Source organism: Noviluteimonas gilva (assembly GCF_009740395.1).
Taxonomy (GTDB): domain Bacteria; phylum Pseudomonadota; class Gammaproteobacteria; order Xanthomonadales; family Xanthomonadaceae; genus Noviluteimonas; species Noviluteimonas gilva.
The window spans coordinates 562117-580027 of record NZ_WOXT01000002.1; the positions used below are offsets into that span (position 1 = coordinate 562117).

Here is a 17911-nt window from a genome sequence, read left to right on the forward strand (position 1 = left end):
ACGCCTATTCGGGCGTCGCGGGGGCCTTGTCGTCGAGCAGGTTGACGTCTTCGGTCTTGCGCTGCGCTTCGGCCAGTTGCTCGTCGATTTCCTTGTCCTTCGACGTATCCACGTGCATGGCGTGTTCCGTCGTCGGGGTCGAGGAATGCACCGCGGGTGCCGGCGTGCCGGCGCGACGCACGCCGCCCTTGTCGAGCGCCGACTTCACCGCGCGCATCGCTTCGCTTCGCACGCGCGGCACGCTGTTTTCGCGCTGGTCGACCCAGCCGAGGAACTGCGCCTTCAATTGATCGTGCAGGTATTCGACGATCAGCGCGTTGGGTTTCGGATCTTCGAGCACGCCGCCGATGCCACGCAGCCGGTCGAGCCCGAGCTTGAGCGCATCGCCCACCGACGCACTCGGATCCAGCGGCACGATGAAGTCGAAACGACGCTTCGGATTCTCGGTGTAATTGAGCACGACCGAACGGAACACCAGCGCGTTCGGCAACGCGACCTGGTTGCCGTCGAGCGTCATCAGCAACGTGGTGCGCGAGGTCAGCGCGACGACCTTGCCTTCATGCACGCGATCCACGACGACGTGGTCGCCCGGCGCGAACGGCCGGCGCAGGCTGAGCAGGATGCCGGCGATGTAGTTCTCGGCGATGTCCTTGAACGCAAAGCCCAGCACCAGGCCGATTACACCCGCCGAACCGAGCACCGCACCGACCAGCGAAGACGCACCCAGCAGATCGAGCGCGACGAGGATGCCGATCAACGTGATCACGCCCTGCACGGTGCGGCGGAGCAGGGCTTCCATGTAGGGGTTGTTGCTGTGCACGCGCGCCATCCAGCGCATGCGGCGCGAAAGCGAGCGCCCGATCCACGCGGCCAACAGCACGATGGCCAGCGCGATGACGAGCAGCGGGATCGCGGCGACCAAACGCACGAGTTTTTCGGCGACCGCCTGCGTGGCCACTTCGAAACGATCGGACAACTTCGTGCTCAGTTCGATGCGATTTTCCACGCGCGCCACGCCCGTGGTCTGCGCGGCGATGGCGCCCGCCATTTCGATGTCTTCCTTGCTCACCGCTTCGCCGTGCAGCATCGCGACGCGATTGATCACGCTGGCTTCGACATCGGCCAACTGCGGTTGCGAGGCAAGCCGTGCTTCCACGCGCTTGCTCAGCGCGCGGTCCATGGCATCGACGGCGGTGGGCGCCGAACTCGAAGCCGCGGGCAGCGCCGCGGCGGGCGCGGCCGCGTGGCAGGCGAAGGACAGCAGGAGCAGCAAGGGCGCGAGGCGCGCGGCGATCGAAGAGGTCATTCGTACCGTCGTGGCGTCAGTGGGACGCGCCCAGTCTACAACTGCGAGCGGATCGGCAGGATCACGCGTTCGATGAACTTCTCCTTCAGCGGCCGGTTTTCCCACATTTCGTAGGTGTAGCCCTTCGACTGCTTGAGGTCCTGTTCGAAGATCTGCGTCATGCGATCGGCGAAGCGGGCGTCGTAGACGTTGAGGCTCGCCTCGTCGTTGAGGCGGAAGCTGCGCAGGTCGAAGTTGGTCGAACCCACCGACGTCATCACCTTGTCCACGATCAGCATCTTGTTGTGGAACATGGTCGGCTGGTATTCGCTGATCGAAATGCCGGCCTTGATCATCGGGCCCCAATCCATGCGCGAGGCATGGCGTGCGGCATCCGAATCGGTCTTCTCGCCCGGCACGATCACGCGCACCTGCACGCCGCGCTTGCGCGCCGCGAGCAAGGCGTTGGTGATCAATTCGTCGGGGATGAAGTACGCCGCTTCCAAGTCGATGGTGTGCTCGGCCGCGGCGATCGCCATCAGGTACATCAGATGCATGCTCTCGCTGCCGCCGCTGGGCGAGCTGATGAACATGTGCGCATCCATGCCGTCGGCGCTTTCCAGCGACGGGAAGTTCTCCGGCCCGTTGAGCACCTCGCCCGTGGTCTTGATCCAGTTGTCGTTGAACGCCGCCTGGAACTGCGCGACCACGGGCCCTTCGACGCGGAAGTGGATGTCGCGCCAATGATCGGCATCCTGCGCGTTGCCGCGCCACGGATCGCCGATGCCCACGCCGCCGGTGAACGCCACGCGCCCGTCGATGATCAGCAGCTTGCGGTGCGTGCGGTTGTTCATGCGCGAGAGGTTGTACCAATGCAGCGGTCGATAGCGCACGACATGCACGCCCGCGGCTTTCATCTCGTCCAGCAGCGCGTCTTCCATGTTGTAGCTGCCGGCCCAGTCGATGGTGACGTGGACGGCCACGCCGGCCTTCGCGCGCTCGCTCAGCGCAGCGGCGAACTCGCGGCCGATTTCGCCTTCCCAGTAGATGTAGGTTTCGAAGCTGATCGTGTGCTTCGCGCTGCGAATGCCCTGGAGCATCGCGGGGAAGATCTCGTCGCCGTTCTGCAGATCCTGGATCACGTTGTGCGAAACGATCGCCGGGCCGAGCAGCACGCCCATTTCGCGACGGAACTGCGGGTCGGCCGCCGCGTAACGGTGTTCGACCTTGCGTTCGATCTGTTTTTCCGGCTTGACGAAGTTCAGGCCGAGGATGACGGCCAGGAAAGTCACGAGCACGGTGACGATGATGACGGCCAGCATGCGGGTCTTGCTCCAGCGCATCGCGCGCCCCGGGTCCTTGGGAAACGCGACGTTAAAGAAGCGGCCGCACGCGAGGCGTGAATGCGTGCGCTAGAAGAACCACGCGAACGCGAACACCCCGATCATCGCGAACGCCAGGCCCAGCTTCAGCACGATCGCCAGCACGATGCCCAGCCACGTGCCGAACCCGACCTTCGCGGCCTGGCGGATTTCCCTGCCCTTGATCAGCTCGCCGATCAGCGCGCCCAGGAACGGACCGATGAACAACCCCAGCGGCGGCATGATGAAAAGCCCCGCGAACGTGCCCAGCACCGCGCCCCAGATCGCGTACTTGCTCGCGCCCACGCGCCGGGCGCCATGGGCGGTGGCCCAGAAGTCGACGACGAAGGACACCGCGGTCATCAGCCCGAGGACCGTGAGCGTGACCCAACCGATCTCCCGGAACCCGTCGGCCCAGGCCGCGAGGATCATGCCCGCGAACACGAAAGGCAGGCCCGGCAGGGCAGGCAACACGACGCCCATCAAGCCGATCAGGACGAGCAGGACGGCGAGGGCGTAGAGCAACGCGTGGTGGGTCATGAGGGTTCTCGGTGGCTTCCGCCGGACGGTTGATTCTGGGGGTTCGAGGGGGTGTTCAGGTGCGTTGATTTTTGTCGAACGCGGGCGTACGGTGCGGCCGCTGCGTTTCGCCGGACCCCGGCGAGCCACCGACCGCCGAGGGAGCACCCCGTATGTCGAACCGCGAAACCGGAACCGTGAAATGGTTCAACGATGCGAAAGGCTTCGGCTTCATCAGCCGGGAAAATGGCGACGATGTGTTCGTGCATTTCCGCGCGATCCAGTCGCAGGGTTTCAAGAGCCTCAAGGAAGGGCAGCAGGTGACTTTCATCGTCGTGCAGGGCCAGAAGGGCCTGCAGGCGGACGAAGTGCAGACGACCTAGAAATTGAAAAGGGGTCGTTGGGGGGCTCGGCCCCCCTACAACCCCGGTGAAATGCAGAAAGCCCGGCTGGTGCCGGGCTTTTTGTTTCTTCAGTTCTGCGACGGCGTGTTCTCGGCGAAATATTCATGGCTGTCGGCGTTGTCCACCGCCGCGGCCGGATCGGAAATCGCCAGGCTCTTCGCGCCCGCCTGTCCGTACACGTGGTCGTCGGTGCCGGCGGTGACGTTGAAGTGGCTCATCTCATGCACGAGCGTGCCGGCCTTCGAATCGGTGCCCGTCAACGGTGCGGTCCAGAACGCGCGGCACACGAAGATTTCGTACGGGCGGGTCGGATACACGTACGCGTAGTAGTTCTGGTTGCAGCCGCAGTTGATCTTGACCTGGCCGGCGCTCTGGTCCATCGCAGCGTCGATCGAGGTGAAGTGCGACTTGACCGTGTTGTAGCGGCTCGAGGTATACGCGCCGAACCACGTCGTGTAACGCGGGCCGCTGGTGCCGGCGTTGAGGTAGCCCTTCGCGTTTTCGGTGTAGGTGCGCGCGCTGTTGACGGCGCTGCCCGCGGTGCTGATCTGCGAAGTCGTGCAACCGACGTAGCTCACGCCGTTGACGACGGTGCCGCCACCCGACGGCGGCTTCTTCGCACCGTTGCCGCCGGCCTTGCCGAACAATTGGTCGCGGCCATCCACCCACAAGCGCAGCGGGGCCGAGCGCGCGATCATCGGCGCGCCGGTGGCCTGGCGCAGCATCTGGCCGTTCGACAAGGACGCGTGTTGCAGCGGCGAGGCGAAGGTCACCGTGTACTGGCCCGATTGCGCGAGATCGTACGCGGCGGAGAGATCCACCTTCGCGATGTAGGTCTGGCCCGGGCGGAGGATCGCGAAGTCCGCGGCGCTCGGCAGCGGGCGCTTGATCAGCGGGCCTTCGTATTGCACCGGCTTGCCGTCGCGGCTCACCTGGAACAGGCGGGCTTCGAGGAAATCCGACGGGAGCTGCCACTTCGGCACGCGCACCGTGTTGCGGCTCGTGTTCGTGATGCGCACTTCGACGGCGCCGAGGAAGTCGCTGGCCTTGCCGGTGGCGGCGACCATGCTGACTTGCAACGGATTGCTGCGTGCCGAAGGCGGCGCCGCGGTGGTGACTGCGGCGATCGAGCCGGCGAGGAGGGCGGATGCGACGACGGTCTGGCTGACGGTCAGTTTCATGCGAGTGGAACCCCCGAAAGTGGTTGGAAGCGCGATGTCCGCTCTGCGGCGGACGACCGACCATAGGCCCGGGCGCGTCCGCCCGCATTCTGCGCTGCAGCAGCCCTGCTGCCCGCGGCATATGCGCGAAGCCCGCGTGATGACGGCGCAAAAAAGAGGCCGCCCGGGGGCGGCCTCGAAACAGGACGATGCTTCAGGGGCTTGGCAAGGATCAGTTGACCCAGGCGCGCCCGTTGTAGACGCGCACGTAGGAGCCTTCACGGATCCCGCCGACATCGGCCTGGTTGAGCGTTACCGTGTTGCCGTTGTCCATGCGCACATAGACGTTGTAGCTCTGTGCCTTGTTCATGTTCTTCTGGATCGCCGAGCCGGCGACCGCGCCGCCGACCGCACCGGCGACCGTCGCGGCGTTCTGCTTGCCATCGCTCGAATTCTTCGCCAGCTCATGGCCCGCGACCGCGCCGACCACGCCACCCAGGACCGCGCCCGTGGTGCCGCTGGTCTGCTGCCCGCCGATCGCATCGATGCGCGTGACGGTGCCGCAGTCGTAACAGCTCTGCGCAGGCGGCGGCGTGTTGTAACCGGACGATCCGTTGTAAGACGGCGACGTCGATGCGCAGCCCGCGAGCGCGAGGGTGGCGACGGCTACGGTAAGCATGTGCATCTTCATGCGACTCTCCTGTCGGTGTTTGTCCGGCACCGATGCTGTGAGTCGCGCGGTGAACGAGGCATCAAGCGCGCGCGGTTTGCCGCGCGCGCATCAGCGGATGTTCAGTTGCGAAAACTTCAGGCTTCGCCTTATCCGCGGAAATCCTGGTGGCAGGCCTTGCATGCACCGCCGATGGTTTCCAGCGTCTTGCCCAACGCGGGGCAGGTGAGCGGCGGATTCGCACGCGCGGCATCCAGCGCTGCACGGAAGCCACTGGCGGCCTTGGTGAAGCGTGCATCGTCGCGCAGCTTGGGGAATGCCGGCTCGATGTCGTCGGCCGTCGTGCGCAACGCCGCGAAGTGCGGCAGCGTGTCGGTCGCGTTGCAGCGGTTGGCTTCGAGGTTGTTCTTCAGTTGCACCGCGTGCCACTGCTGCACGTGCATCAGCGCATCGGGGAAGGGATCCTGCCGCGCCTGCCAGGTCCGCACGGCCATCACGGTGAGGATGGAACCCATCACCAGGCCGACAAGGAAGAGGAAGAAGTAACGCGCCCCGGTGCCTGCCATGTCCGTGCTCCTGCGTGGATGGTGGCGCGAGGGTAGCAGAGGGCCGGGGCGGCGGGCGTCGTTCGCTAGAATGCGCGGTATGCGACAGGACTTGCGGGATCGTTTCGCCGGGATCGACCGGCTCTATGGGCGTGGCGCGGTGGAACGCCTCGACACACGCCGCGTGGCCGTCATCGGCCTGGGCGGCGTGGGCGCGTGGGCGGCCGAAGCGCTCGCGCGTTCGGGCGTTGGCCATCTCACGCTCGTCGACGCCGACGATCTTTGCGTGTCGAACACCAACCGCCAGCTCCCCGCGCTCACCGGCAACTACGGACGCAACAAGGCCGACGTGATGGCAGAACGCGTGCGCGCGATCCATCCGCAGATCGATGTCGACCCCGTGCAGCAGTTCCTGACGCCGACCAACCTGGACACGCTGCTCGACCGCAACTTCGACCTCGTGCTCGATGCCTGCGACAGCTTCCGCACGAAGGTCACTTCGATCGCGTGGTGCCGCCGTCGCAAGCTCCCGATGGTGACGGTCGGTTCCGCCGGCGGCCGCACCGATCCGACGCAAGTGCGCGTGCGCGATCTCTCGCGCACCGAACACGATGCGATGTTGTCGCTGATCCGCAAGAAGCTGCGCGGCGAGTTCAATTTCCCGCGCAGCAAGGATCGCTACTTCGGCATCTCGGCGGTGTACTCGCTGGAAAACGTGCGCTATCCGCAAGCCGATGGCAGCGTGTGCGGCACGCGGCCGCAGATGGATGCCGACGCAGCGTTGAAGTTGGATTGCGGCGCAGGCCTGGGCGCGGCGACGCATGTCACCGGCGCGTTCGCGTTCGCGGCGGTCGGCAAGGCGATGGACGTGTTGTTGAAGGCGAAAGCTGCGAAGGCCTGACTTGGCACCCCTTCGGAAGGACGCCTCAGTTTGTTTGCCGTCCCCTTCGGTGAGCCCATCCGGTCGCCGCGAGGAACATCGCCTGCCAGAGGCGACGAAGTCACGACGGTGCGCGCGCCGAGGTGGGCGAGGTTCCGTCCGTCTGGTGTGCTGGCAGTTGGCGCGGCCCCATCAAAAAGCGACGAGTCCACTCAAAAGCGGATGTCGCGCAACCGTACGTGTGGTGCGCAGGGGTCGTCGCGTTGGAGGTCACATTGCGGAGCGTGAGCTCTTGCGGAGTAATGTGGCCTCCAATGCGGCGTGCCGCTGCGCCCGACTGGTGGCGCCGCAAACAAAGTGTCATGCCAACCCAAACAGCCGTTCGGCATTGTTCGTCGTCGCCTGCGCAATCACCGCCGGCTCCACGCCTCGCAGTTCCGCGATCGTTTCCATCACCCGCACGATGCGCGCCGGTTCGTTGCGCTGCCCGCGATGCGTGCTGTCGGGTTGATCCGGTGCGTCGGTTTCCAGCAGCAGCGTTTCGAGCGGCACCGTCGCCGCCACGCGCCGGATGCGGTTCGCGCGCTCGTAGGTCACCGGCCCGCCGATGCCGATGAGAAACCCGAGGTCGGCGAGTTGCCGCGCTTGCTCTTCGCTGCCCGCGTAACTGTGGATCACGCCGCGCAGCTTGCCGACGCGCTTGATCGCGGCGATCACCGCATCCACCGCGCGCCGCGCATGCACGACGAGCGGAAGATCGTATTCGCGCGCCAGTTGCAGTTGGCCGTCGAAATAGGTGGCCTGCACGTCGCGATCGAGGTCCTCGACCCAATAGTCCAGGCCGCATTCGCCGATGGCGACGGGACGTTCGCGCTCGATCCACTCACGCAGCTCGCGCAAATGCGCCTCGCGATGCGCCGCGATCAGCAACGGATGCAAGCCGTAGGCCGGGAACAAGCCGTCGTCGAGCGCACACGCATCCCGCAAACCCGGCCACGTCTTCGCTTCGATGGCCGGAACGATCTGCCGCGTGACGCCGACTTCGCGCGCCCGCGCGACGACAGCGTCGCGATCGGCGTCGAATTCCGGAACGTCGAGATGACAGTGCGTGTCGACCAGCGCGTGCATCAGCGGCGCGGGGCGTCGATGACGTCGGACTCCTTGACGTCGGGTTGCTTGCGCTTGCGGATGCCGGCCAACAGCAACGTGCCGAGGCCGAGCAGGATCTCGTCGGCGAAGGGAATCAGGTCGGGAATCGCCGTATCGAGCACGAACAGCGCCGCCGAAATGAGGAACAGGCGCGGGAAACTCAACTTCGAGAGAAACCCGAGCACCTTGTCGGTAAGCAGATTGGGCATGGCGAGTGCGGTCCTGAATGGTGCGTTCATTCAACGCTAGCACGCGTCATGCAGCGAGCGTGCCGTGCTTCACGATTCGGTTAAGAAGTCGTCAAATTCGAGGGTGGCCGTTCAGGAAGGAAGTGTTGGAATCCGCTCCGACGCCGGCGCTCGTGCCGCCGAAGCAAGTACGAAGGCCCAGGAGGCCACTCTCATGTTGAAGAACAACACGCTCGCCATTGCCCTTGCCGCGCTGCTCGTGGGTGGTGTTGCCACCGCGGCCTTCATGAACAACCGTGGCAAGGCCGACGTCGCCGCCGACGTCCAGCCTTCGCCGTCGCTCGCCGCCGATCCGGCCGCCGTCGCGGGCGACCAGCCCCTCGACGAAGCCGGCATTCCGGCCAGCGGCAAGGTCGAATACGCCGACGTGGTCAACGTCGAGCCGATCAAAAAGTCGGAAAAGCTGTACGCGCAGGTCATCGGCACCGAGCCGATCAAGGAAACCAGCACCACCTCCACGCCGCACGAGGTCTGCCAGGACGTCGTCGTGCAGGAGCGCGCCCCGGAACGCGACGGCAACGTCGGCGGCACGGTCGCCGGTGCGGTGATCGGCGGCCTGCTGGGCAACCAGGTCGGCAGCGGCAACGGCAAGAAGGCCGCGACCGTCGCCGGCGCGGTGGCCGGTGGCTTCGCCGGTCGCGAGATCGACAAGCGCCACGTGGGCGGCAAGGTCGTCGACAAGACCGAGCGCCAGTGCCACACCGAGACCTCGACCTCGCAGTCGTCCAAGACGGTCGCCTGGAACGTGACCTACCGCAATCCGGACGGCACCACCGGCACGATGCGCACCGGCGAGAAGCCCGGCAGCCGCATTTCGCTGGGGAGCGAGTCCCGGACGGTCGGTTACGACGTGACCTACCGCTATGACGGCGAGGAAAAGACCGTGCGCATGGACGACAAGCCGGGCCAGCGCCTGCCCGTGATCGACGGCCAGGTCGTGACGCAGACCGCGTCGGTCGGCGGCAGCGACGACAACGGCTAACCCCCGGCCAGACAAGCGGAAACCGTTACCAGACGGGGCCGGAGCGATCCGGCCCCGTTTTTTTTACCTACAATGCCGGGCTTCCGTCCGCATCAAAGCCCCCCATGGCCCTGCATCCCTACGATCTGTACGACGTCCGCTCCCTGCTCAGCGAAGAGGAGCGCGCCGTCCAGGATACGGTCGCGCGCTTCACCGACGAACGCGTCATCCCGATCATCGGCGATGCCTTCGACGAGGGCCGCTTCCCGCGCGAATTGGTGAGTGAGATCGCGGAGCTGGGCCTGCTCGGCTCCTCGCTGCCGGAGCAGTACGGCGGCCACGGCCTCAACGCCGTCAGCTACGGCCTGATCTGCCAGGAACTCGAACGCGGCGACAGCGGCATCCGCAGCTTCGTCAGCGTGCAGTCCTCGCTGTGCATGTATCCGATCTTCGCCTACGGCTCGGAAGAACAGCGCATGCGCTGGCTGCCCGACATGGCCGCGGGCAAGGTGATCGGCTGCTTCGGCCTGACCGAACCGCAGGGTGGCTCCGACCCGGCCAACATGAAGACCAACGCGCGCCGCGACGGCGACGACTGGGTCCTCAATGGTTCGAAGATGTGGATCACCAACGGCAACCTCGCCGACATCGCCATCGTGTGGGCGCAGACCGACGACGGCATCCAGGGCTTCATCGTCGAAAAGGGCATGACCGGTTTCGCCGCGCAGGAGATCAAGCACAAGATGTCGCTGCGCGCTTCGGTGACCAGCGCGCTGTTCTTCGACAACGTGCGCGTGCCGGAAGCCAATCGCCTGCCGAACGTGAAGGGCCTGAAGGGTCCGCTCGGCTGCCTGACGCAGGCGCGCTACGGCATCACGTGGGGCCCGATCGGCGCCGCCATCGCGTGCCTGGACGAAGTCCTGCACTACACCAAGGAACGCATGCTGTTCGGCCGCCCCGTCGCGGCCACGCAGAGCGCGCAGATCAAGATGGCCGAGATGGCCCGCCGCATCACGCTGGCGCAGATGCTCGTGCTGCAGTTGGGCCGATTGAAGGACGCCGGCAAGATGCAGCCCTCGCAGGTGTCGCTGGCGAAGTGGAACAACTGCCGCATCGCCATCGACATCGCGCGCGAATGCCGCGACCTGCTCGGCGGCGCGGGCATCACCACCGAACACGCGGCGATCCGCCACGCGCTCAACCTCGAGTCGGTCATCACCTACGAAGGCACGGAGACCGTGCACCAGTTGGTGATCGGCCGCGAACTCACGGGCATCAGCGCGTTCTGACGCCCGTGTCGCGCCTGGACACCCAAATCGAAACGCAACGCCTGCTGCTGCGCGTGCAACGCGCGGAAGACTTCGAGTATTTCGCGGAGTTGCAGCAGGACGAAGAAGCGTGCCGCTTCATCGGCGGCACCGCGCCGCGCGCTGCGGCCTGGCGCAAGTTCCTGCAGATGCCCGGTGCGTGGGCGGTGCAGGGCTTCGGCATGTTCGCGGTGATCGAGAAATCCTCGGGCCAATGGGTCGGCAACATCGGCCCGTGGCATCCCGAAGGCTGGCCGGGCACCGAAGTGGGTTGGGCGCTGCGTCGCGCGGCCTGGGGCAAGGGCTATGCGTTTGAAGCGGCGGTCGCATCGATCGACTGGGCCTTCGACACGCTGGGCTGGACCGAAGTGATCCATTCGATCGACCTGGACAACGTCGGCTCGCAAGAGCTCGCAAAGCGCCTGGGTTCGCGCAATCGCGGGCGCGGTCAGTTGCCGGCGCCGTTCGAAGACGTGGTGATCGACATCTGGGCGCAGTCGCGCGAGGAATGGCGGGCACGCAAGCGCTGATGGGCACCGTCACCGTCCATGGCTTCTCGCCTTCGGGCAACTGCCACAAGGTGCGGTTGCTGCTCGAACAACTCGGCCGCCCGTATCGCTGGGTCGAAACGCGCAGCGACATCGGCGCAACGCACACGCCTGAATTCCTCGCGCTGAATCCCAACGCCAAGGTCCCCGTGCTCGTGCGCGAAGACGGCGCGGTGCTGACCGAATCCAACGCGATGCTGTGCTGGCTCGCCGACGGCACGCCGTTCCTGCCGTCCGATGCGTGGGAACGCGCGCAGGCGCTGCGCTGGATGTTCTTCGAGCAGTACAGCCACGAACCCTACGTCGCCGTCGCACGCTTCATCTGCGGATGGACGCCGATCGACTCTCCGCGCCGCGCGGAGCTGCCGCGCCTGCGCGAACGCGCGCACGACGCATTGCGCGTGATGGAACGCCACCTGGCCGAACACGGGTGGTTCACCGGCGCGCAGTACGGCGTCGCCGACATCGCGTTGTTCGCGTACACGGCGGTGGCGGACGAAGGCGGCGTGGCGCTGGAGGACTATCCGATGGTGCGCGGCTGGCTCAATCGCGTGCGCGCCACCGACGGGTTCGTCGCGCTGCCGGAAAACGATGCCGAAGTGCGCGAGCGCTTGGCGGCCACCTCGTGAAGCTGCACCGATTCCTGCTCGCCCTCGTGCTGTGCTGCCTGGCACTGCCCGTGTTCGCCAACGACTATCGCTTCGCGCCCGCGCCCACGTGGGTGAAGGATGCGCCGTTGCCCGACGCCGGCGACGCGCAACCCACGCGCGAGGGCACGCGCTACCTGCTGCTGGACGACCAGATCGACGTGCGCGGCCCCGAGCGCGTCACGTATCGTCGCGTCGCCACGCGGTTGGATAACGCGCGCGCGCTGTCCGACGGCGGCCAACTCGAAATCTGGTACCAACCCGAATACCAGCGCGTGGAAATCCACGCCATCCATGTCCGGCGCGGCGGCCAGGTCACCGACCGACGCGAATCGGCGCGCATCGAAGTGCTGCGCCGCGAGGAAGACCTCGACTCGGCGATGTACGACGGCGAACACACGCTGAGCATCACCTTGCCCGACCTGCGCGTGGGCGACATCGTCGACTACAGCTACAGCGTGGTGGGCGCCAATCCGGTGTTCCGCGGCGGGTACCACGGCACGTTCACCGCGCGCTTCGGCGCCGCGCTCGCGTATCGCCGCGTGCGTGCGCTGTATTCGCCGGCGCGCCCGTTGCATGTGCGCGCGCCGGGCGATTTCACGCGACAGGACGGGGCGATCGGCGACGCACGCTTCGTCGAATTCGCCGCGCGCCGCCTGCCGCGCACGCGCACCGAGCCCGACACGCCGTCGAGCTTCGATCCCTACGGCGACATCGAACTCTCCACGGCGAAGACGTGGTCCGACGTCGTGCAGTGGGCCGTGCCGATGTATCTCCCGCGCTTGCGAGACCGCGCGCTCGCCGCCGACCTCGTGCAACGCCTGCGCCTGCACGACGCCGACAAGCGCGCGGCGATGTTGCGCGCGATCGCCTTCGTCGAAGGCGAGATCCGCTACACCGCGCTGGACATGGGCAAGAATTCGCACGAGCCGAACCTGCCCGAAACCGTGGTCGCGCGCCGTTTCGGCGACTGCAAGGACAAGGCCGTGCTGTTGTCCGCGCTGCTGCACGAAGCGGGCATCCAGGCCGAGCCGGTCCTCGTCGATACCGAAGGCCGCGAATCCCTGGCCAGCCGACAGCCAAGCGCCGTTGCCTTCGACCATGTCGTCGTGCGCGCGCACCTGGACAACAAGCCGGTTTGGATCGACCCGACGCGCGATCCCGAAACCGGCGCGCTCGAAGATCGTTCGCCGCTTCCGTATCGCCTCGGCCTGCCGCTGTGCGCGACGTGCGATCGCCTCGTCGACATTCCGCAGCCGCCGCCGCGCGCGCCGCTGGTGGATGTCGGGCAGCGCGTGGACCTCGCGACGACGGACGACGGCTTCCGCGCCGATTTCACGATCGTCACCGACTATCGCAACGAGAAGGCCGACGGCATCCGCGGCACCTTCGCCGATGGCGAGGACGAACTCGGCGAGCGTTACGTCAGCTACATGCGCAAGTATTACGACGACCTGCAGGCCACGCGCACGCCGACCTTGCACGAAAGCGGCGCGGGCGCGGCGCGCGGGCGATCGAGCGTTACGTGATGCGCTGGCCCGCGGACGACAACAACTTCGACATCGTGTTGTTCCAGTTGCTCGACTGGATGCCGGCCTTCGAACTCGACAAGCGCACCACGCCGCTTGCTCTCACCGGCCCGACGTATGCGCGACAGACGGTGCGCACGCGGCTTTCAGGCGGCTGGGACATCGATCCGGAGCAGGTCACCATCGCCAACCCGTACTTCAGTTTCCATCGCGTGGTGCGCGTGGTGGGAGACAAGCTGGAAATCGTGGGCGAATGGCGTCGCCTGGCCGACCAGGTGCCGGCGCGCGATTACGCGAAAGTCCGCGCCGACGCCCGCCGCGCGCGCGAGTTGATGGAATACAGCGTGTCCATCGGCGACGACGCCGATGAGATCGCACGCGAGGCCGACGCGAAATCGGTCAACGAGTGGCGCCTGATCGCCGCCGTCCTCGCCGGCCTGATGTTGTTCTTCGCAGGCCTGGCCTACGTGCAGGAAACCCAGTTGCGCCGCTTGCGCACCGCCAGCGCCGCACCCCCGAATCGCTCCCGAGACAGTGCCCCATGACCGCCGCCAAGCCGATCCCCGCCCGCATGAAGGGCCTCAACCGCGCCGAGATCTGCGACGTCAACTTCCAGGAGTTCGTGCGCGATTGGAACGGGCAGCGCGATGTCGCGCCCGCGCCGAACGAAGCGATCCTCGACGGCAGCGCGCTCGATGCGAAGGGCTTCCGCGAACTGTTCGAATCGCAGCTGATCTCGCGTCATCTCGATCTGATGGCGCGCGTGCTGCGCGTGCAGAACAAGGTCTTCTACACGATCGGTTCCAGCGGCCACGAAGGCAACGCGATGGTCGCGCGCCTGACGCGCCACACCGATCCTGCGTTCCTGCATTACCGCTCGGGCGGTTTCATGGCCGAGCGCTTCCGCAAGTTGCCGGGCATGGATCCGATCATGGATTCGGCGCTGTCGTTCGCGGCCAGCAAGGACGATCCGGCGAGTGGCGGGCGCCACAAGGTGTGGGGCAGCAAGCCGTTGTGGGTGTTGCCGCAGACCTCGACCATCGCCTCGCATCTGCCGAAGGCGTTGGGCACGGCGCTTGCGATCGAGCAGGGCCCGCGCATCGGCCATGAATTGCCGATCCCGAACGACAGCATCGCGATCTGCTCCTTCGGCGATGCCTCGAGCAACCACGCCACTGCGCAGACCGCCTTCAACGCCGCTGCGTGGACCGCGTACCAGAAGCTGCCCGCGCCCGTGCTGTTCGTGTGCGAAGACAACGGCATCGGCATTTCGGTGAAGACGCCGAGTGGTTGGGTCGCGCAGAACTTCCGCCATCGCCAGGACCTCGATTACTTCTACGCCGATGGCCTGGATCTCGCCGAAGGCTACGGCCAGGTGCAAGCCGCGGTCGAACATTGCCGTCGCACGCGCCGCCCGACGTTCCTGCACCTGCGCACGACGCGCATCATGGGCCACGCCGGCACCGACTTCGAAATCGAATGGCGTTCGATCGAAGAGCTGTGCGCGGTGGAAGCGACCGATCCGCTGCTGCGTTCTGCGGCGATCGCGCTGGAATCGGGCCTGATGTCGAAAGACGAAATCCTCGCGCTCTACGAAGACACGCGGAAGAAGTGCTTCGCTGCGGCGCACGACGCCGACAGCCGCCCGCGCCTGACCGAACTGGCCGACGTGATGAAGCCGCTCGCGCCGTACACGCCGGATGCGGTGCGCAAGGAAGCTGCGCGCACGCCGGAAGCCGCGCGTCGCGAACAGGCCTTCGGTGGTGAAGGCAAGCTGCCGGAGAAGCAACCCGCGCGCCATCTCGCCATCCAGATCAACAACGCGTTGCACGATCTGTTCGCGAAGTATCCGCAGGCGCTGTTGTTCGGCGAAGACGTCGCGCTCAAGGGCGGCGTGTATACCGTGACCAAGGGCCTGCAGAAGGCGTTCTCCGGCAAGCGCGTGTTCAACACGCTGCTCGACGAGACGATCATCCTCGGCCTGGCGCAGGGTTACGCGAACATGGGGATGCTGCCGTTCCCCGAAATCCAGTACCTGGCCTACTTCCACAACGCGTGCGACCAGATTCGCGGCGAAGCGGCGAGCCTGCAGTTCTTCAGCAACGGCCAGTACCGCAACCCGATGGTGATGCGCATCGCCTCGCTCGGTTATCAGCGCGGTTTCGGCGGGCATTTCCACAACGACAACTCGATCACCGCGCTGCGCGACATCCCGGGCCTGGTCGTCGGTTGCCCGTCGCGCGGCGACGATGCCGCGACGATGCTGCGCACGATGGCGGCGCTCGCGCAGGTCGACGGGCGCGTGTGCGCGTTCCTCGAACCGATCGCGCTGTACATGGCCAAGGATCTGTACGAACCCGGTGATGGTGGCTGGTTGACCGAATACCCGGCGCCGAACGAAACCATGGAACTCGGCGAAGGCCGCGTCTACGGCGACGGCGACGACCTGGTGATCTTCACCTTCGGCAATGGCGTGCCGATGTCGCTGCGTGCGGCGAAGCAGATCCAGGCCAAGCACGGGTGGAAGACGCGCGTGGTCGACCTGCGCTGGCTGGTGCCCCTCAACGAAACCTACATCCGTGCGCAGGCGAAGAACGCCAAGCGCATGATCATCGTCGACGAAGGCCGCCACAGCGCAGGCGTGGGCGAGGGCGTGGTCACCGCGATCGTCGAAGGCGGTTACGGCGCGCGGCCGTTCCAGCGCGTCGTGGGCGCGGATACGTTCACCCCGCTCGCGGGTGCGGCGTTCCTGGTGATTCCGTCGGACGAGGACATCGTCGCGGCGGCGGATCGTTTGGCGGGCGTTTGACGTCGCCGCGCGAGCAGTTTCTGACGGCTGTGTGGTTCATGCTGCTCGTCTTCTCGCTGCTGCGCAGCTGGGGTCGCGCGTATGGCGCGTATCGACGCAGCGGTGATCGACGCCTCGGCGTCAGCTACGCGATCGGCATGACGCTGACGTTGTGCATCGCGGCGAGCCTGGTGGCGTTCGGCGTGACGGGTCCGATGGCGCACAAGGTGCAGACCGCATTCGTGCATGTGGCCGTCGTCGCCTTCGCGATTCCGTACCTCGCTGCCGTCGCGTTCCACCAGTGGTTTGTCGCGCGCAATCGCGCCCCGTGGTTCGCCACGAGTGGTCGCGACCTGTGGGCTGATTAGCGTTCCCTAACGCGACAACCCCGCGAGCAACGCGCGTTCGCGCAACACCACGCCGTTGCTCATCACCGGCACGTCCGGGCGTTCGACCGGCAACACGGCGAGCGCCACCCAGCCGTCGCCATTGCGCGCCGTGCTGACGATCTGGCCCAGCGGCACCGCGCCGACATCGACGTTGGCGCCGGCCTCCGGTTCGCTCGGGCATTCGAACAGCGTGAGCCCGCGTTTGACCTGGCCGAGGAAATGCGTGCGCGCGACGATCTCCTGTCCCGGATAGCAGCCCTTTTTCACGCTGAAGGCATGCAGGCGATCGAGCGAGAGCATTTGCGGCGTCCACTGTTCGGCTTGCGAAGGCGGCAGGCGCGGGAACCCCAGGCGCAGGTCGGATGCGCGCCAACGCGATTCCGCGTCGTCGTCGCGCGGCGCGTCGATCGCCGGTCCGATGCGCAGCGTGCGCTTGAGTCCGAATCCGCCGAAGTCGAGTTCGATCCCGTCCGCCGGGTTGCCGGCAAAACTGGCACCCGCGGCCTTGTCGGGCCCTTCGAAGGTGCCGCTCGCGTGAAGATCGTTGCGCACCGTCACCTGCAACTGGCGACGGAGCACGAAACGCTGCAGTTGCGCGGACAGGGCATCGGCATCGGCGTCGGGCACGATGAGCCACGCCGCGTCCTGGGCCACGCGGACCAGGGCGAACAGGGCGATGACGCGGCCTTTCGGGGTCAGCCACCCGTTCCATTGCCATCGCCCGACGGGCGCGGCCTCCACGTCGTTCATGCACTGCGATTGCGCGAAAGCGATGGCATCGCGCCCTTCGAGTGCGATCACGCGGTGGCCGGGAAGGGCAAATGCCGGGGCGGGCTGGGGCGCTAGGTTGTGGGACATCCGGGCGAGACTTAAACTTCGGGGGTTGTGACGCCGCGAATCATAGGTCAATCCGAACCTGCCACCGACGCCGGAACGCTGCCCGATGGTGCAGCGACGCCGCGCGAAGGCACGCAGGTTGTCCCGACCGACGACACGCACGCCCCCGTTTCGCCTCCCGTCGAGATCGGCGGGCGCAAGGGACCGGATCCGGTTCGCTATGGCGATTGGGAAAAGAATGGCCGCTGCATCGATTTCTGACGCCGCGGCGCTGACCATCACGTAAGGAAGGACGCACGTATGGCGACCCAACGCCCCCTGTCACCGCATCTGCAGGTGTATCGCTGGCAGATCACGATGACGATGTCGATCCTGCACCGCGCCACCGGCGTCGGGTTGACCGTGGGTGCATTCGCCCTCGCATGGTTCCTGGTGATGCTGGCGATGGGCCCGGAATCGGGCGCGCGCGCGATGGCGTGCGTGGGATCGCCGATCGGCCTGTTCTTCACCTTCGCCTTCTCGCTGTGCCTGGTCTACCACCTGTTCAACGGCCTGCGACACCTGCTGTGGGATACGGGCCATGGCTACGACATTCCGACGGTCTACAAGACCGGTTGGACCGTCTTCGCGCTGACGGTGGTCGTGACCGCCGCGCTGTGGTTCTTCGCACTGGGAGTCGCCTGA

The 17911-nt window shown here is 66.4% G+C and carries 21 protein-coding genes; 12 read left to right on the forward strand and 9 right to left on the reverse strand.

Features of this window, described 5'->3' with window-relative positions; translation table 11 throughout:
* Positions 1–4 precede the first annotated feature (4 nt).
* The 3 genes from GN331_RS09680 to GN331_RS09690 all read right to left on the reverse strand — a co-directional run bounded on the left by GN331_RS09680 (position 5) and on the right by GN331_RS09690 (position 3186).
* A complete protein-coding gene (locus tag GN331_RS09680) occupies positions 5–1306 on the reverse strand; it encodes a mechanosensitive ion channel family protein (protein WP_156641761.1) in 1302 nt (433 codons plus the stop codon).
* Positions 1307–1341: 35 nt separating this feature from the next.
* Positions 1342–2607: a phospholipase D-like domain-containing protein gene (locus tag GN331_RS09685; protein WP_156641762.1), complete on the reverse strand. Its 1266-nt coding sequence runs from the start codon at positions 2605–2607 to the stop codon at positions 1342–1344.
* Positions 2608–2697: 90 nt separating this feature from the next.
* Positions 2698–3186: a DUF456 domain-containing protein gene (locus GN331_RS09690; RefSeq protein ID WP_156641763.1), complete on the reverse strand. Its 489-nt coding sequence runs from the start codon at positions 3184–3186 to the stop codon at positions 2698–2700.
* A gap of 152 nt (positions 3187–3338) precedes the next feature.
* Between GN331_RS09690 and GN331_RS09695 the strand changes: the two genes are divergently transcribed.
* A complete protein-coding gene (locus GN331_RS09695; RefSeq protein WP_156641764.1) occupies positions 3339–3548 on the forward strand; it encodes a cold-shock protein in 210 nt (69 codons plus the stop codon).
* 89 nt (positions 3549–3637) lie between these two features.
* On the opposite strand, the gene GN331_RS09700 is transcribed toward GN331_RS09695, so the two are convergent.
* The 3 genes from GN331_RS09700 to GN331_RS09710 all read right to left on the reverse strand — a co-directional run bounded on the left by GN331_RS09700 (position 3638) and on the right by GN331_RS09710 (position 5965).
* Complete coding sequence (locus GN331_RS09700) at positions 3638–4750, reverse strand: M35 family metalloendopeptidase (protein ID WP_197427072.1); 1113 nt, start codon at positions 4748–4750, stop codon at positions 3638–3640.
* 211 nt (positions 4751–4961) lie between these two features.
* Positions 4962–5420 carry an outer membrane lipoprotein gene (locus GN331_RS09705; RefSeq protein ID WP_156641766.1) on the reverse strand — a complete coding sequence of 153 codons (459 nt, stop codon included), beginning with the start codon at positions 5418–5420 and terminating at the stop codon, positions 4962–4964.
* A 128-nt stretch (positions 5421–5548) separates the two neighbouring features.
* Positions 5549–5965: a cytochrome c gene (locus GN331_RS09710; RefSeq protein WP_156641767.1), complete on the reverse strand. Its 417-nt coding sequence runs from the start codon at positions 5963–5965 to the stop codon at positions 5549–5551.
* A gap of 79 nt (positions 5966–6044) precedes the next feature.
* Here GN331_RS09710 and GN331_RS09715 point away from each other — a divergent pair, with 79 nt between their 5' ends.
* Positions 6045–6845 (forward strand): tRNA threonylcarbamoyladenosine dehydratase, encoded by an 801-nt coding sequence (locus tag GN331_RS09715; protein ID WP_156641768.1) that lies wholly within the window; start codon positions 6045–6047, stop codon positions 6843–6845.
* A 339-nt stretch (positions 6846–7184) separates the two neighbouring features.
* On the opposite strand, the gene GN331_RS09720 is transcribed toward GN331_RS09715, so the two are convergent.
* Complete coding sequence (locus GN331_RS09720) at positions 7185–7952, reverse strand: TatD family hydrolase (protein ID WP_156641769.1); 768 nt, start codon at positions 7950–7952, stop codon at positions 7185–7187.
* A complete protein-coding gene (locus tag GN331_RS09725) occupies positions 7952–8182 on the reverse strand; it encodes a DUF6116 family protein (RefSeq protein WP_156641770.1) in 231 nt (76 codons plus the stop codon). The genes GN331_RS09720 and GN331_RS09725 overlap by 1 nt, the downstream gene beginning before the upstream one ends.
* A gap of 232 nt (positions 8183–8414) precedes the next feature.
* Here GN331_RS09725 and GN331_RS09730 point away from each other — a divergent pair, with 232 nt between their 5' ends.
* From GN331_RS09730 to GN331_RS09765, 8 genes are all read left to right on the forward strand, one after another.
* Positions 8415–9203, forward strand: a complete 789-nt coding sequence (locus GN331_RS09730; protein ID WP_425489285.1) for a glycine zipper 2TM domain-containing protein — start codon at positions 8415–8417, stop codon at positions 9201–9203.
* Positions 9204–9307: 104 nt separating this feature from the next.
* Complete coding sequence (locus GN331_RS09735) at positions 9308–10471, forward strand: acyl-CoA dehydrogenase family protein (RefSeq protein ID WP_156641772.1); 1164 nt, start codon at positions 9308–9310, stop codon at positions 10469–10471.
* Positions 10472–10476: 5 nt separating this feature from the next.
* Positions 10477–11019, forward strand: coding sequence for a GNAT family N-acetyltransferase (locus GN331_RS09740; RefSeq protein WP_331713435.1), 543 nt, complete (start codon positions 10477–10479; stop codon positions 11017–11019).
* A complete protein-coding gene (locus tag GN331_RS09745) occupies positions 10998–11666 on the forward strand; it encodes a glutathione S-transferase family protein (RefSeq protein WP_425489278.1) in 669 nt (222 codons plus the stop codon). Before GN331_RS09740 ends, GN331_RS09745 begins: the two co-directional genes overlap by 22 nt.
* On the forward strand, positions 11663–13213 hold the full coding sequence (locus GN331_RS09750; protein WP_197427073.1) for a DUF3857 domain-containing protein: 1551 nt from the start codon (positions 11663–11665) through the stop codon (positions 13211–13213). Before GN331_RS09745 ends, GN331_RS09750 begins: the two co-directional genes overlap by 4 nt.
* The gene (locus GN331_RS09755; RefSeq protein WP_156641774.1) at positions 13213–13758 is read left to right on the forward strand and encodes a hypothetical protein; all 546 of its coding nucleotides are present in this window, start codon (positions 13213–13215) and stop codon (positions 13756–13758) included. The genes GN331_RS09750 and GN331_RS09755 overlap by 1 nt, the downstream gene beginning before the upstream one ends.
* Entirely contained in the window at positions 13755–16022 is a 2268-nt protein-coding gene (locus GN331_RS09760) for a thiamine pyrophosphate-dependent enzyme (RefSeq protein ID WP_156641775.1), read from the forward strand. Before GN331_RS09755 ends, GN331_RS09760 begins: the two co-directional genes overlap by 4 nt.
* Positions 16023–16060: 38 nt before the next feature.
* Positions 16061–16369, forward strand: a complete 309-nt coding sequence (locus GN331_RS09765; protein WP_156641776.1) for a hypothetical protein — start codon at positions 16061–16063, stop codon at positions 16367–16369.
* Positions 16370–16375: 6 nt separating this feature from the next.
* On the opposite strand, the gene ygfZ is transcribed toward GN331_RS09765, so the two are convergent.
* On the reverse strand, positions 16376–17191 hold the full coding sequence (gene ygfZ, locus GN331_RS09770) for a CAF17-like 4Fe-4S cluster assembly/insertion protein YgfZ (RefSeq protein WP_331713436.1): 816 nt from the start codon (positions 17189–17191) through the stop codon (positions 16376–16378).
* An 84-nt stretch (positions 17192–17275) separates the two neighbouring features.
* Between ygfZ and GN331_RS09775 the strand changes: the two genes are divergently transcribed.
* Together GN331_RS09775 and sdhC are read left to right on the forward strand one after the other, a co-directional pair.
* Positions 17276–17488 (forward strand): DUF1674 domain-containing protein, encoded by a 213-nt coding sequence (locus tag GN331_RS09775; RefSeq protein WP_331713437.1) that lies wholly within the window; start codon positions 17276–17278, stop codon positions 17486–17488.
* 39 nt (positions 17489–17527) lie between these two features.
* On the forward strand, positions 17528–17911 hold the full coding sequence (gene sdhC / locus GN331_RS09780) for a succinate dehydrogenase, cytochrome b556 subunit (RefSeq protein ID WP_156641778.1): 384 nt from the start codon (positions 17528–17530) through the stop codon (positions 17909–17911).

What these genes read in the sequence shown, in the direction of transcription:
- GN331_RS09680 (WP_156641761.1), bottom strand. Translation starts at nt 1,306, where the DNA reads ATGACCTCTTCGATCGCCGCGCGCCTCGCGCCCTTGCTGCTCCTGCTG.
- GN331_RS09685 (WP_156641762.1), bottom strand. Translation starts at nt 2,607, where the DNA reads ATGCTGGCCGTCATCATCGTCACCGTGCTCGTGACTTTCCTGGCCGTC.
- GN331_RS09690 (WP_156641763.1), bottom strand. Translation starts at nt 3,186, where the DNA reads ATGACCCACCACGCGTTGCTCTACGCCCTCGCCGTCCTGCTCGTCCTG.
- GN331_RS09695 (WP_156641764.1), top strand. Translation starts at nt 3,339, where the DNA reads ATGTCGAACCGCGAAACCGGAACCGTGAAATGGTTCAACGATGCGAAA.
- GN331_RS09700 (WP_197427072.1), bottom strand. Translation starts at nt 4,750, where the DNA reads ATGAAACTGACCGTCAGCCAGACCGTCGTCGCATCCGCCCTCCTCGCC.
- GN331_RS09705 (WP_156641766.1), bottom strand. Translation starts at nt 5,420, where the DNA reads ATGAAGATGCACATGCTTACCGTAGCCGTCGCCACCCTCGCGCTCGCG.
- GN331_RS09710 (WP_156641767.1), bottom strand. Translation starts at nt 5,965, where the DNA reads ATGGCAGGCACCGGGGCGCGTTACTTCTTCCTCTTCCTTGTCGGCCTG.
- GN331_RS09715 (WP_156641768.1), top strand. Translation starts at nt 6,045, where the DNA reads ATGCGACAGGACTTGCGGGATCGTTTCGCCGGGATCGACCGGCTCTAT.
- GN331_RS09720 (WP_156641769.1), bottom strand. Translation starts at nt 7,952, where the DNA reads ATGCACGCGCTGGTCGACACGCACTGTCATCTCGACGTTCCGGAATTC.
- GN331_RS09725 (WP_156641770.1), bottom strand. Translation starts at nt 8,182, where the DNA reads ATGCCCAATCTGCTTACCGACAAGGTGCTCGGGTTTCTCTCGAAGTTG.
- GN331_RS09735 (WP_156641772.1), top strand. Translation starts at nt 9,308, where the DNA reads ATGGCCCTGCATCCCTACGATCTGTACGACGTCCGCTCCCTGCTCAGC.
- GN331_RS09745 (WP_425489278.1), top strand. Translation starts at nt 10,998, where the DNA reads ATGGCGGGCACGCAAGCGCTGATGGGCACCGTCACCGTCCATGGCTTC.
- GN331_RS09755 (WP_156641774.1), top strand. Translation starts at nt 13,213, where the DNA reads ATGCGCTGGCCCGCGGACGACAACAACTTCGACATCGTGTTGTTCCAG.
- GN331_RS09760 (WP_156641775.1), top strand. Translation starts at nt 13,755, where the DNA reads ATGACCGCCGCCAAGCCGATCCCCGCCCGCATGAAGGGCCTCAACCGC.
- GN331_RS09765 (WP_156641776.1), top strand. Translation starts at nt 16,061, where the DNA reads ATGCTGCTCGTCTTCTCGCTGCTGCGCAGCTGGGGTCGCGCGTATGGC.
- sdhC (WP_156641778.1), top strand. Translation starts at nt 17,528, where the DNA reads ATGGCGACCCAACGCCCCCTGTCACCGCATCTGCAGGTGTATCGCTGG.